Source organism: Anaerofustis stercorihominis (assembly GCF_005844425.1).
Classification (GTDB): domain Bacteria; phylum Bacillota; class Clostridia; order Eubacteriales; family Anaerofustaceae; genus Anaerofustis; species Anaerofustis butyriciformans.
Map to the genome: position 1 here is coordinate 1 of NZ_SPHL01000043.1, position 13,680 is coordinate 13,680.

Sequence of the window (13,680 nt, forward strand, 5' to 3'; positions counted from 1 at the left end):
TTTATTTTTAAATATCTATATCAATCAATATCTATATATTTTTCTATTTTGTCTTTTATATTTTCTAAAGTATCTTCCATATAAGAAATTTGCTTTTCTTTTTTTGAATAAACATCTCTTGTTATCGCATCTTTATCATATAAAATTTCCAAATCATCATCGATTAAGTCAAGTCTATCTTCTAAATTTTTTACATCATCTTTTAATTTAGCATATTCATTTTTATAAGATACATTCAATTTATTTTTTAGCTTTTCTATTTCATTCTTTAAAATATCAATTTGATTTATATTTTCCATTCTTTCTTTGTCGTTATCACTTCTTATTAAAGTATCATTATTATTTACGTCATTATTGCTATTTGATAGAGATAATGAGCAGGCAGACAATGAACAAATAAACAAACAAATTAAAATTGAATAAAATACTTTCTTTAACATCGTTTCACCTCGTTAAATATTTTTAACCTAATATAATTTTTTATTCAAAAAAAGAGAGGTTTCCCTCTCTTAATCATCTATTCCAAAAATCAGTTCAATTCTATCTTCGTAATTATCAAGTGTATCATCCAGCCTATCAAGTTTCTTTTCAAAATTCCTGTAATCACTTTGACTTAATGAACCATTTTCATACATCATTTCCAAATCATCATCATAAATATCAATTTTATTTTCAACTTCCTTTATTTTAGACGAAATACTTGAAAACTTTTCAATATCATCTTGTCTGCTGTCTCCTGCTTTTGCATTATTAACAACATCTTCCAATTCATTAACTTCTTTTTCATAAGAAGAAATAACTTTATTTATTTCATCTAAATCTGCACTTGATTTCGTATTTTCTGTTGTTTGATTATCTGTTGTAGAATTAGATGTTATACTTTGTGAATCTGGATTTTGCCCATCACCTAAATTTATATTTATACTACATCCTACAAATAATGCTAAAGAAACAGTTATTACTAAAACCAATAACCCCCTTTTTTTCATTCTACCCTCTCCTTATAATTAATAAAGTGGAAATCTGTCAGTTAAGTTTTTTACTCCTTCTCTGATATAATCAGCTTTATTGTCAAAATCAGTAGCTGCTAAATAAATAAATTCTGCAATTTCTTTCATTTCCTCTTCTTTAAATCCTCTTGAAGTAACGGCAGGAGTACCTATTCTAACACCACTCGTAACAAAAGGACTCTCTGGATCATTAGGAATTGTATTCTTATTAACAGTTATATAAACATCATCAAGTCTATTTTGAAGCTCTTTACCTGTTACTCCTACTTTTCTTAAATCAGCAAGCATTAAATGGTTATCTGTTCCTCCTGAAACCAAATCAATACCTCTTTTAATAAGTTCATCAGCTAAAACAGATGCATTTTTTACAACTTGTTTTGCATATTCTTTAAATTCAGGTTTCAAAGCTTCTCCAAAACAGATAGCTTTTGAAGCTATTACATGCATCAATGGACCACCTTGAGTACCTGGGAAAATTGCCTTATTTAGTTTTTTAATAAGCTCATCATCATTTGTTAAAATAACACCGCCTCTTGGACCTCTTAATGTTTTATGTGTAGTTGTTGTTACAACATGCGCATATTCTACAGGATTCATATGGCATCCCCCTGCAACAAGTCCTGCAATATGAGCCATATCTACAAATAAATAAGCTCCTACTTCATCAGCTATTTCTCTAAACAAATCAAATCTAATTTCTCTTGGGTAAGCACTTGCACCTGCAATAATCATTTTAGGTTTTTCTTTTTTTGCAGTATCCCTTACTTCATCATAATCAATCATATGAGTTTTATCATTTACTCCATATGAAACCATATTATAAAGAAGACCTGATTGATTAACAGGTGAACCATGAGTTAAATGCCCACCATTATCAAGACTCATACCCATAACTGTATCACCAACATTACATAAAGCTTGATAAACTGCCATGTTGGCTTGCGCTCCTGAATGAGGTTGAACATTTGCATATTTTGCCCCAAAAAGTTTACATACTCTTTCTATTGCAATTTCTTCTGTTTTATCTACACATTCACATCCTCCATAATATCTTTTACCGGGATATCCTTCTGCGTACTTATTTGTAAGAACGGTTCCCATTGCAGCCATAACTGCAGGAGAAACTACATTTTCAGAAGCAATAAGTTCTATATTTCTGCATTGTCTTTGATATTCTTCAAGAATACTTCTGCCTAATTCCTTATCATATTCCATTAAATTTTTTATGTTTTTTTCTACATTCATTAAATCCATCCTCCTAAAGTATGTCATTTTAATTTTACTAAATTTATTGAATTTTGCAAACACTTTTTAATTAATAATAATATACAAACGTTTCCTTTTGTTTTATAAATCTATATTTATAATTATTATTCGTTTAATAAAGTTTATATATTAAAATTTTATTTATATATAAGTTTATTTTTATATACATAAAAAACACTTTTTTAAAAGTGTTTTAAATTATATCTATTATATCTCTTGCACCACCCGTAATGCATTCTCCGCCTTCTTTAGAGACAATAAAAGTTTCTTCAACACCAACAATACCTCTATTATCAACACCACATTTTGGTTCAACAGCCAAAACCATATTTTCTTTTAAAGGTTCATTAAATCCATTTGCAATAACAGGATATCCGTCTAAAAACATTCCAACACCATGTCCTAAAAAAGATACTTTTCTATCTTTATATCCCATAAAGTTTTCTTTTAACTCACTTGAAATATTACTCATTATCTCAGTATAAATATCACTTGGCTTATTTCCCGGTTTTAAAAGAGAAGAAACTTTATTTAAAATTTCCATACATTCATGATGAAGTTCTCTTTCTTTATTTGTTACTTTACCTTTAAAATTATACACTTGAGTCTTATCAGTTTGATACCCCTCAAACATAGGAGAAGTATCTACAAAAACCAAATCTCCTTTTTTTAAGGTATAATCTCCTCCAACAATAGGAATAATAGCATTTAATCCTTGCATCCCTCCAGGTCCATCATGATTTGTATTAACAAGGGCATTTTTACCAAAACTAAACTGTCCCAAAGCAACCTCATTATAAGGATCTTTAAATCTTACAACACCTTGTGAACCAAGTTTAATTTTTTCATTATATAATATTCCTTGAAATTCTTTTTCCTTTAGACCTTCTTTTAAAATATTAGGAACAACTTCGTTAAATGCTTTAGAATGAATCTGTCCACATTTTCTAATAAGATTAAGTTCATATTCACTTTTTACGCTTAATAATTTATCAAGAACTCTATCCACATCAAAAATATTATTCATATTTAAATATTTTTTTATTCTGTTTAATACAAGCATTGTCATTTGTGACATTTCTATATATACATCTGATAATTCATTACCAATATATTTTACAATATCCTTGTAAGATCTAATTTTATATACGTCATCAATAGTTGCTTCTGCTTTTGCTCTATCATAGTCTCTTCTAACAAACAAATATGGCTTTCTTGTTTTGTTATTAAAAATTAAAAGAGCATCCTGCATTGTACCGGTAAAGTAATATTGATGGATTCTATTTATAATAATAACATTATCCCATTTACCATTTTCATCCATCATATTTAAAAATTTTTCTATTCTATTTTTGCTTTCTTCTTTTGGAAGTAAATTATACATAATATACCTATCTTTCTATATTTTTTATTACCCAAATTTTTCTATATTATAACTTTAATATTTATTTAATGCAAACAATAAAATTAATATAAATATTTCTATTAACATAGTATAAAACAGTTAACAAAAAAGGACTTAAAAGTCCTTTTTATAATTTTATTGAAAGAGGTTCTACCGCCCTTTGTAAAATACCATTTAAGTATGCAAGAAGAATTCCATAATTTACGATTTCCAAACCTTGATTATTTGTATAGCTAATTCTATGTTTCATTTCTTTTTCATTTAACATACATCCACCACAATGAACTACCAAAGCATACTTATCAAGATTTTTTGGAAATTCTGTTCCGCTTGAAAATTCAAATTTTAAATCTTTATTTGTAAATTTCTTTAACAATTTAGGTATCTTCTCACTTCCGATATCTCCACATTGTCTATGATGAGTGCAACCTTCACTTATTAAAACAATATCGCCGTCTTTAAGCTCTTTTACTTTTCTTACTCCCTTTAATAATATATCAATTTCGCCTTTATATCTTGCAAATAATATAGAAAAAGAAGTAAGAGGAATATCTTTCGGAGTATCTAAATCTACTCTTTTAAATGCTTGTGAATCTGTAATAACAAGTTTAGGTTTTTCTTTCATTAAAGAAATAGTATCCTTTAACTCATCTTCTTTACACATTATAGCAACAGCACCTTTATCCAAAATATCTCTTATTGTTTGTTGTTGAGGAAGAATTAACCTTCCTTTTGGGGCTGCTTTATCAATAGGAATAACTAAAATTACTTTATCTGACGGATTGATTAAATCAGACACAATAACTTTTTCACTCTCTTTAGGAGCAATTTTACCTATTAATTCTTTTAACTCATTAATATTTTCTTTGGTTACAGTGCTTACATAAATATAATTTTCATCTTCTATTTTAGTTTCAATCAAATCAGATTTATTCATTACAACCAAATATGGAATATTTTTATCTTTTATCAAAGAAAGAATTTCTTCATCTTCACTGCTTAGTCCTAAAGAACTATCTACAATAAGAAGTGCTATATCTGTTTTGTTTAGCACTTGATATGCCTTTTCAATACGCTTCTTTCCTAGCATCCCTTCATCGTCAAGTCCAGGTGTATCAATTATTGTTACCGGACCTAATGGCAAAAGTTCCATTGATTTACTGACAGGATCCGTTGTTGTTCCTTTAACATCAGAAACTATTGCAAGTTCTTGACCTGTAATTGCATTTATTATACTGGATTTACCCGCATTCCTTCTTCCAAATATGCCTATATGAATTCTATTTGCCTTTGGAGTTTCGTTAAGTCCCATTTTCTCTCCTATACTCTAAAGTCTCTTTGTCCTTTTTTAATATTTTCCAAGTTTCTCTCAACAACTTCTCTCATTTTGTCACTTGGAATTTTTTTAATTTCTTTTTCAATCAATTTATAACCATCTTCTCTTGTCTTTTCACTTGCATAATCTTCTAAATATTCAGCAAGTGTCATAATTGCATTAGGTTGACAGCAATTTGCAATTTGTTTGCTTTTTACAAGTTGCATAAATCTATCCCCTGTTCTTCCTTCTCTGTAACAAGCAGTACAGAAACTTGGGATATAATCCATTCCTATAAGCCAATCTACAACTTCATCAAGAGGTCTATTATCACTAAGTTCAAATTGTGCTGAATTTTCTTCTTCAGGTTCATCATCTGCATAACCGCCTACACTTGTTTTACTTCCACCACTTATTTGAGAAATACCAAGATTCAATACTTTTTCCCTACATTCTTTACTTTCTCTTGTTGAAATAATCATTCCTGTATAAGGAACAGCAATTCTAAGACAAGCTACAATTTTAGCAAATACATCATCATCAATTCCATTATCAAAATCATCAGGGTCAATATCATCTGCTCTTCTAAGTCTTGGAACAGAAATAGTATGAGGTCCTACCCCTTTATATGCTTCAAGATGTTCTGCATGCATAAGTATACCCGCAAAATCATATCTGTATAAGTTAAGTCCGAATAAAACACCAATACCTACATCATCAATTCCTCCATCCATTGCCCTATCCATTGCTTCCGTATGATAAGCATAATTATGCTTTGGACCTGTAGGATGAAGTTGTTCATATGCTTCTTTGTTATATGTTTCTTGGAACAATATATATGTTCCTATTCCTGCTTCTTTTAATTTCCTATAGTTTTCAACGGTTGTTGCAGCAATATTTACGTTAACTCTTCTTATTGAACCGTTTTTATGTTTTATTGAATATATTGTTTTTATACTTTCAAGTATGTATTCGATAGGATTATTTACAGGGTCTTCACCTGATTCTATAGCAAGTCTTTTATGTCCTAAATCTTGAAGAGCTATAACTTCTCTTTTTATTTCTTCTTGTGTTAGTTTTTTTCTGCATATATGTTTATTCTTATAATGATAAGGACAATATGTACATCCATTTACACAGTAATTTGACAAATATAAAGGTGCAAAAGTAACAATTCTGTTACCATAAAATTCTTCTTTTATTTCCTTTGCAAGTTTAAATATTTCTTCATTTTTTTCTTCAATATCGCAATCAAGCAAAACAGTAGCTTCTCTATGACTAAGTCCTTTTTTCTTTCTTGCTTTTTCTAAAATTTCATCGATTAACTTTTCGTTATGTTTATTTTCATCAGCATATTTTAAAGTTTCCATAATTTCATTATCATTTATGAATTCTTCTGCTTTTGGTGACATAACATCATATTTTATACCCATAACATTTCTCCTTTTCATAAAATGTTTTATATCAATAATAATTTAACTACATAAATTATTTTAATAACTAAAATTAATTATCTAATAAGATACTATCTCCTCTGTCAACTACAACTGTGTATCCTATTTTATTCATGCTTTTTCTTAAATGTTCCAAACTTTCCGCAGCCTCATCACCTGTATTTGCCTTCCCATCATAAAGCATATATTTATTTCTTACTTCTTTTGGAGATAAATTTGGCATTACAACATTTGCTCCCGCTAAAACCCCTTTTTCTCTTCCTTTTTTATCTATTGTTGCAAGAGCCGTTGTAGCAGGAAGTAAAACATGAGGTAACATAAGCCTTATTATCCCAAGTAAATATAAAGTCATTTTGAAACTTCCGTTATTCTTATCTTTAAACGGTGTATCTTTATGAGCAATAAAAGGACCTATACCAACCATATGAGGATTAAGCTCTTTTAAAAACAATAAATCATCTGCCAAATTTTCACTGGTTTGATATGGAGAACCAACCATAATTCCGCTTCCAACTTGATAGCCTATTTCTTTTAAATCAAACAAACATTTTTTTCTGTTTTTTAACGACAAGCCACTTGGATGTAGTTTCATATAATGTTCTTTATTTGCAGTTTCATGTCTTAACAAATATCTGTCTGCTCCCGCATCAAAATACTTTTTATAACTTTCATAACTTTTTTCACCAATTGATAAAGTTATGGCGCAATCATTATATTTTTCTCTCAGTGCAGAAATAATTTCAACCATTCTTTCATCTGTAAAATATGGGTCTTCCCCACCTTGCAAAACAAATGTCCTAAATCCTAATTTATAGCCCTCTTTTGCGCAAAGAAGAATATCCTCTTTTGAAAGCCTGTAACGCATTGCATTCTTATTTGAACATCTTATTCCACAATAATAGCAATCATTTTTACAATAATTTGTAAATTCTATAAGACCTCTTATGTATATATCCTTTTTATAATATTCTTCTCTTCTTTTTCTTGAAAGTTCAAAAAGATATTTACTGTTTTCATCGTTCATATTATCAATCAAGAATATAAATTCATCTCTTGATAAAATTTTGTCATTATATAACTTATTTATTATATCTTTCAATAATACCTCCAATAAAAAATCCCATACCTAAAGCATGGGATTAAATACAAAATAAAACATATAAAAATATTTATTTTCTTTACCCTTAGAAAAACACTTTAGGTTTAGATATTATATAAAGCTTATCATCAGATTTATTCTTTTGACTTGCATAGTGATTATACCATTTTATATTTTTGATTACAACTTAAAATCTAACCATAAATATGGTAAAATAAGAAAAAAATAATAAGGAATAGAAAATGAATAAACAAGAAATATACGAATATTTGGATAAGTTAAACATTAAATATGAAAAATACGAACACAAAAGAGCTTATACAATAGATGAAATAAACGAACTTTCAATCCCAAATAAAGAAAAAATTGCAAAAAATCTTTTCTTAAGAGATGATAAAAAGCTTAATTATTATTTAGTTACACTTCCTCCAAATCAAAAAGCTGACTTAAAAAAATTAAGAAAGGAAATAGGAAGCAGAAGACTTAGTTTTGCAATGGGTAATGATGTAGAAGAAATTCTTAACGTATCTAAAGGAAGTGTTACGCCTCTTGCTGTTATAAATGATAAAGAAAATAAAGTAATATCTGTTTTTAGCAAAGATTTAAAAAATGAAACTATAGGTATTCATCCAATGGAAAATTCTGCAAGTATTTTTCTATCTTTTGAAGATATAATAAAAGCAATAGAAAAATATCAAAATAGAATTATAATATGTAATATTGAAGAATAAAAAAGAAGTACAAAAGTACTTCTTTTTTATTCTTCACTTTCATCTTTTTCTATAAATGTTATTTTTCCATCTTTTATTTCAGCTATATCTCTACCTTCAATTATATGTTCCAACCTTTTATCTTCTTTAATATTAATATTTAAAAGAGGAATTTCCATAATACTTTCAACATCATATTTTTTTCTTGCCAAATAAAAAAACAATTGACCAACAAAAAAACATATGAGAGCATAAAAAATTAAAATAAACAATAAAATAGGATGCGTATCATTAAATATTATATTTTTTAAAGCAAAAATTATTGAAATAAATATACCTGCCGCTTCAAATGAAAATCCAATTCCAAGAATTAAGCTTATCATACTCTCCTCCTTATATAAATGACATTATATCATAAAAAATGACAATACATATATTTTATACAAAAAAATAAAAAAAATACTTTACAAAAAGGTAATTACCTGTTATTATAAAATTACAAAAGATAATGATGTTTATTTCTCGGAGGTTTAAAATGAAAAAAGATTTTGATTTCACAAACATTAACAGAATGGTGGATGTAAGTACGGTTAGAACAGATATAGTAATGGACGAAGTTGATGAAATGATCGATACTGTTATAAAATACAATTGTATATGTGCATCTCCAATGCCATGGGTTACAAAATATACTATTGATAAATTAAAAGATTATCCTGATATCGTTACAACAGGGGTTGTAAGTTTCCCAAGCGGTGCTGCAACAACTGCAAATAAAATAATAGAAGCAAAAGAAAATATTAAAATGGGATGTCAAGAATTAGACATGGTAAGTAACGTAAGTGCTTTAAAATCAGGTAAATATGATTACTTTGTTGATGATATTAAAGCTGTTGTTGAAGCTGCTGACGGTGTTCCGGTAAAAGCAATCATCGAAATTTGTTACTTAACAGATGACGAAATAAAGAAAGCAAGTGAACTTGCAGTAAAAGCCGGAGTTACATATGTTAAAACAGGAACTGGTTGGGGACCAAAACCAACAACAGTTGATACAATAAAAATCATTAAAGAAACAATCGGTGATGATGCATTAATCAAAGCTGCAGGCGGAGTAAAAGATTTAGATACAGTAATAGAAATGATTGAAGCAGGCTGTAACAGATTTGGTCTTGGTGTTAGAACAGCAGGAACAATTTTAGAAGATGCTAAAAAAAGATTTAGTAAATAAATTATAATATTCCTTCTTAATAAAAAAGGGCATTCTATATGAGTGTCTTTTTTTAATCATCATTAAAATATTTAATACAAACATTATTATGTCAAATATTAAACAAACAAAAACACGAGAATAAAATTCTCGTGTTTTTTTATTTATTTAATAATGAATATTTTATATAAATATTTTCATTAACCCTTTAAGTCAAAGATACCATGTTTTTCTTCAACATATAAACCAAATGCATCAAGAGCTTTTTTAAGTTCTGGATATTGTTTTACAGTTTCTTCATCATCTAAGTGACCACCATTCATTACGATATCAATACCTTGTCTGAATGCTTTACCACCGGCAACTGATCCGTCTGGATGTCCGATAACAGCTCCACCGGCTGCGATTACTACATCTGTACCGAATTTTGTCATAACTTCTTCAATGTGACCTTGAGTTGTTCCACCGCCAGGCATTGGGAATGAACGTTTAATGTTATGAAGTGGTGCCAAATGAGTCATACAAATTTGTTGGAATTTATCTTCTATCATTGGGAATTTACCATAAGGACTAAGTACGATACCCATATCAAAACCAGCAAGTCTTGGAAGTTTAGCTTGAATTAATTCAGCTGATAAACCATAATCATGAGATACATATAATGAACCTGTTAGGTCAGGATGGAATAAGAATGGAACATCAAATTCCTTAATAATATCTCTACAAGCATCAAGACCTAAAGTCCAACAGTTAAGCATTAAACCGTTAGCGCCTGCTTTAATAGCTTTTTCAGCATTTCTCTTAGCTTGATCAGGTGTATCTGTAATATTAAATGTAAAGATTGTTTTTTCACCTTTTTCATCATCAGCTCTCTTTAAAGCATCCATTACAGCACTAACTCTGTCTTCGATTTTTGAGTATCCTGCATTTGCAATAAGTTCATCATCTTTGATTAAGTCAACACCGCCAAGAGCAACTTCATAAGCGATTTTTGCTGTTGTTTCAGGAGTAAGTCCACAGCAAGGTTTAATCATATTATTTACAAGTGGTCTTTCTTTTACTCCAAGTAATTCTCTAACACCTTCTACACCATATTTTGGTCCTTCAAATGATTCTAACCAGCATTTTGGGAATGATAAATCTAAAAGTTTAAGTTTACCACCACCTGAGATATTACCAACTGCAGCTGTAAGTAACATTGCGAATTGAACTGAGAAGTTTGCAATTGGGAAACCTATTTGAATAACCCATGCTCTTTCTTTAACATCATCAGGAATACACCAAGCATGATTTGGAACTTCATAAATACCACATACTCTGGCAACGTGTTCTCTTCTTACTTCAGGTGTTTCTTCCGGTACAGGTAACCATGTTCCTGTTGATTGTTCCACTGCTAAAGCAAAGGATTGTTTTAAAGCATTTGTTGTAGTCTTTCCTTGATAAGCATATGTAGCGATAATAAAGTTATCTCTATCTATGTTATCTGATAATTCGAACATTGTTGGATCGTAAGTCATTTTTACTTTTGACATAATTTTTTATCCTCCTAAATCTTTCTATGTCTATAGTATATTATTGCTTTTTAAATCTTTCAATACAGAAAATTTTTGCGTTAGAATGAAAATTTTTGCACTAACAATAATCATTTTATGTTTATCATTCTTGAATTATCTTATTTAATATTTATAATTATATTAGAACATAAAATAAGGAGAATATATGGATCCACAAATTTACAGACAATCTACATCTCTAATGATGAAAACTACATTTTTATATTATGAAAAAGGACTTTCACAAAGTAAAATATCAAAAAAACTTAATATATCAATTTCCACAGTATCCAGACTTTTAAATAATGCAAAAAAGGAAAAAATGGTTTCTTTTGTTGTAGATGAAAAAGTTTTAGAAGTCGCTGATTTGGAAGAAATTATAAGAGAAAAGTTTAATCTAAAAGACGTAATCATTGCAAGATGGATGGAAAAAAGATATGAACCTGAAAAAGATGATATAAAAAAACTTGTTGCTTTTGAAGGTGCTCAATACATTCAAAGAATAATAAAAGATAATGATATTTTAGGTATCACATTTGGAAGAACAATGTACCATATGATAAACTCTTTTAATCCATGTAAAAAAACTGACACTCAATTTGTTACATTACACGGAAGTTTAGATAAAATACATAGAGATTTTAACGTTGATACCCTAACAGAAAGAATGGCAATGTCTTTTGGAGGTAAAAACTACACAATAAAAGCACCGGGACACGCTAACACAGAATACGAAGCAAAAATGCTTATAAATAGAATGGATAATCATGAAGTATTTGAGAAATTTAAAAATGTAAATATTGTTGTATCTGGGGTAGGTTCTTTTTACCCTGACATGACATCGTATTTATGTAATGAAAACTATTTTTCACAAAAACAACTTGAAGAATTAAAAGAACAAAAAGTTTATGCTGATGTTGGTCTTCGCCTTATAAACGAACAAGGTGAAGAATGCAATACATCTCTAAAAAACAGAACAATAGGAATATCTTATGAAGATTTTAAAAATATTCCAACAAAAATTATTATTGTAAGCGGAGAACATAAAAAATATAGTGTTAAGGCCGCCGTTAAAGGTGGACTTGCCGATGTATTAATAATTGATTATGATTTAGCAAAAAGTTTAATTAATATTTAAAAAAGACTGTAAAACAGTCTTTTTTATTTAAACATTTTTACTATTTCATTCATATGTGCGTTTGCTTCCTTATATCCAAGTTCATAAACTTGTTTTATATAATTTTCATCCATTTTTAATTTTGTATCTTCCAAATAGGGATTTAGAATCAAATCAGATGCTTGGATACCAGGGATAAGACTTCTATCTGCCATAATATCAATGGTTGAAAAAATCATATCAAAATATTTTGTGCTGTCTGTCCCTATTTTGGAATATGCCTTTAAATTAATACTTAAAACTTTATCTGCACCTTTATCTTTTAAAATATCAGCCGGCATATTATTTAATACAAGTCCATCAACTAAATGATATTTGTTTGTAATTACTGGAGTAAAAACTCCCGGAATTGCACTGCTTGCCCTTATGGCTGTTGCAAGTCTTCCTTTATCCATAATAATAAGCTTTCCACTTTTTAAATCAACACTTACAGCATAAAAAGGAATTTTTGTTTCATTAAATAATTTATCCCCTGCAATCCCCATAAAAAATTTCTCTATATTTTCAGAATCAATGGCAGGGGAAAAATTTAAACCTTTAAATGAATTTAAGAATTCTTTTGGAGACGCAAAACTTAATTTACTTTTTAAACTTTTATAATTAATTATATCTCTTACTTCCATGCTCAAAGAGTAGTCAAGCATCTCATCGGCACTTACCCCAAGAGAATACAAAGCACCTACTATGCTTCCGGCACTGTTTCCGCTTGCCATATCAAACTTTATTCCGTTTTCTTCCAATGCCTTAATTACACCTATATGAGCAAAACCTTTTACTCCTCCGCCGCTAAAACATATTCCTTTTTTTTTCTTTTTTATAAAGCTAAACATGACCAATTCACCTCTAACTATATTATACTAAATTATTTTTATTAGTAAATAAATCCCTTGACACTTAATAATAATTTAATTAAAATATAATATTATAAATGGGCTATTATAACTCAGTTGGTAGAGTAACTCATTCGTAATGAGTAGGTCGTCGGTTCGAGTCCGACTAATAGCTCCATTTTTTTTGGTCTTATATTACTCAAAATTTTTTATTAACTAATAAAGTCTATAAATTTCTATATAATCAATATTAATTTTCTTTTCTTTACATTTCAATCTTTTATATATTATACTATTTATATTATAAAACATTTATAACATAAAAATTTTTAATCATACTCAAAATTCAGGAGAAAAAAATGGATTTAATTTGTTTTGGAGACAGTTTAACAAATGGTGAAATAGGTTGTTCATATAGGAGTTATTTAGATAAAAATCACAAAACAATCAATAAAGGTATTGATGGTGATACAACAGAAGGAATGTATTTAAGATTAAAAAATTTCTTACAAAAAGATAATATATATGAATACTACATAATTTTTATAGGAATAAATGACGTTTTATTTTCTTTCAGTAATGAACAACAATTTACATCAATATACGAAAAAATAGTTAAATTACTAAAAGAAAATAATAAAAAAGTTATATTTA

14 protein-coding genes and 1 tRNA gene are annotated in these 13,680 nt (G+C 28.5%); 5 read left to right on the forward strand and 10 right to left on the reverse strand.

The genetic code is table 11. The features are described from left to right. Positions 1-20: 20 nt before the first annotated feature. The 7 genes from FGQ49_RS09045 to hydE all read right to left on the reverse strand — a co-directional run bounded on the left by FGQ49_RS09045 (position 21) and on the right by hydE (position 7,549). Entirely contained in the window at positions 21-440 is a 420-nt protein-coding gene (locus FGQ49_RS09045; RefSeq protein ID WP_138269546.1) for a hypothetical protein, read from the reverse strand. A 69-nt stretch (positions 441-509) separates the two neighbouring features. Then, positions 510-989: a hypothetical protein gene (locus FGQ49_RS09050; protein WP_138269547.1), complete on the reverse strand. Its 480-nt coding sequence runs from the start codon at positions 987-989 to the stop codon at positions 510-512. A gap of 18 nt (positions 990-1,007) precedes the next feature. Then, positions 1,008-2,255, reverse strand: a complete 1,248-nt coding sequence (gene glyA, locus FGQ49_RS09055; protein ID WP_138269548.1) for a serine hydroxymethyltransferase — start codon at positions 2,253-2,255, stop codon at positions 1,008-1,010. A 214-nt stretch (positions 2,256-2,469) separates the two neighbouring features. After that, positions 2,470-3,660 carry a M24 family metallopeptidase gene (locus FGQ49_RS09060; RefSeq protein WP_138269549.1) on the reverse strand — a complete coding sequence of 397 codons (1,191 nt, stop codon included), beginning with the start codon at positions 3,658-3,660 and terminating at the stop codon, positions 2,470-2,472. A 148-nt stretch (positions 3,661-3,808) separates the two neighbouring features. Next, a complete protein-coding gene (hydF, locus tag FGQ49_RS09065) occupies positions 3,809-4,993 on the reverse strand; it encodes a [FeFe] hydrogenase H-cluster maturation GTPase HydF (protein WP_138269550.1) in 1,185 nt (394 codons plus the stop codon). An 8-nt stretch (positions 4,994-5,001) separates the two neighbouring features. Further along, on the reverse strand, positions 5,002-6,429 hold the full coding sequence (hydG, locus tag FGQ49_RS09070) for a [FeFe] hydrogenase H-cluster radical SAM maturase HydG (RefSeq protein WP_138269551.1): 1,428 nt from the start codon (positions 6,427-6,429) through the stop codon (positions 5,002-5,004). Positions 6,430-6,502: 73 nt separating this feature from the next. Further along, positions 6,503-7,549, reverse strand: a complete 1,047-nt coding sequence (hydE, locus tag FGQ49_RS09075; RefSeq protein ID WP_138269552.1) for a [FeFe] hydrogenase H-cluster radical SAM maturase HydE — start codon at positions 7,547-7,549, stop codon at positions 6,503-6,505. 242 nt (positions 7,550-7,791) lie between these two features. Between hydE and FGQ49_RS09080 the strand changes: the two genes are divergently transcribed. Further along, positions 7,792-8,280, forward strand: a complete 489-nt coding sequence (locus FGQ49_RS09080; RefSeq protein WP_138269553.1) for a prolyl-tRNA synthetase associated domain-containing protein — start codon at positions 7,792-7,794, stop codon at positions 8,278-8,280. A gap of 26 nt (positions 8,281-8,306) precedes the next feature. On the opposite strand, the gene FGQ49_RS09085 is transcribed toward FGQ49_RS09080, so the two are convergent. Continuing rightward, a complete protein-coding gene (locus FGQ49_RS09085) occupies positions 8,307-8,642 on the reverse strand; it encodes a hypothetical protein (RefSeq protein ID WP_138269554.1) in 336 nt (111 codons plus the stop codon). 152 nt (positions 8,643-8,794) lie between these two features. On the opposite strand from FGQ49_RS09085, the gene deoC reads away from it, so the two are divergent. Further along, complete coding sequence (gene deoC, locus FGQ49_RS09090) at positions 8,795-9,487, forward strand: deoxyribose-phosphate aldolase (RefSeq protein ID WP_138269555.1); 693 nt, start codon at positions 8,795-8,797, stop codon at positions 9,485-9,487. A gap of 179 nt (positions 9,488-9,666) precedes the next feature. Here deoC and FGQ49_RS09095 read toward each other — a convergent pair whose 3' ends face one another. Continuing rightward, the gene (locus FGQ49_RS09095; RefSeq protein WP_138269556.1) at positions 9,667-10,998 is read right to left on the reverse strand and encodes a RuBisCO large subunit C-terminal-like domain-containing protein; all 1,332 of its coding nucleotides are present in this window, start codon (positions 10,996-10,998) and stop codon (positions 9,667-9,669) included. A 187-nt stretch (positions 10,999-11,185) separates the two neighbouring features. On the opposite strand from FGQ49_RS09095, the gene FGQ49_RS09100 reads away from it, so the two are divergent. Beyond that, entirely contained in the window at positions 11,186-12,157 is a 972-nt protein-coding gene (locus FGQ49_RS09100; RefSeq protein WP_138269557.1) for a sugar-binding transcriptional regulator, read from the forward strand. 23 nt (positions 12,158-12,180) lie between these two features. Here FGQ49_RS09100 and FGQ49_RS09105 read toward each other — a convergent pair whose 3' ends face one another. Further along, on the reverse strand, positions 12,181-13,026 hold the full coding sequence (locus FGQ49_RS09105) for a patatin-like phospholipase family protein (RefSeq protein ID WP_138269558.1): 846 nt from the start codon (positions 13,024-13,026) through the stop codon (positions 12,181-12,183). 102 nt (positions 13,027-13,128) lie between these two features. Here FGQ49_RS09105 and FGQ49_RS09110 point away from each other — a divergent pair. Both FGQ49_RS09110 and FGQ49_RS09115 read left to right on the forward strand, forming a co-directional pair. Continuing rightward, positions 13,129-13,204: transfer RNA gene (locus tag FGQ49_RS09110), tRNA-Thr, on the forward strand. A 181-nt stretch (positions 13,205-13,385) separates the two neighbouring features. Next, positions 13,386-13,680: SGNH/GDSL hydrolase family protein (locus FGQ49_RS09115; protein ID WP_243112250.1), on the forward strand; the 295-nt coding region annotated here is incomplete at its 3' end.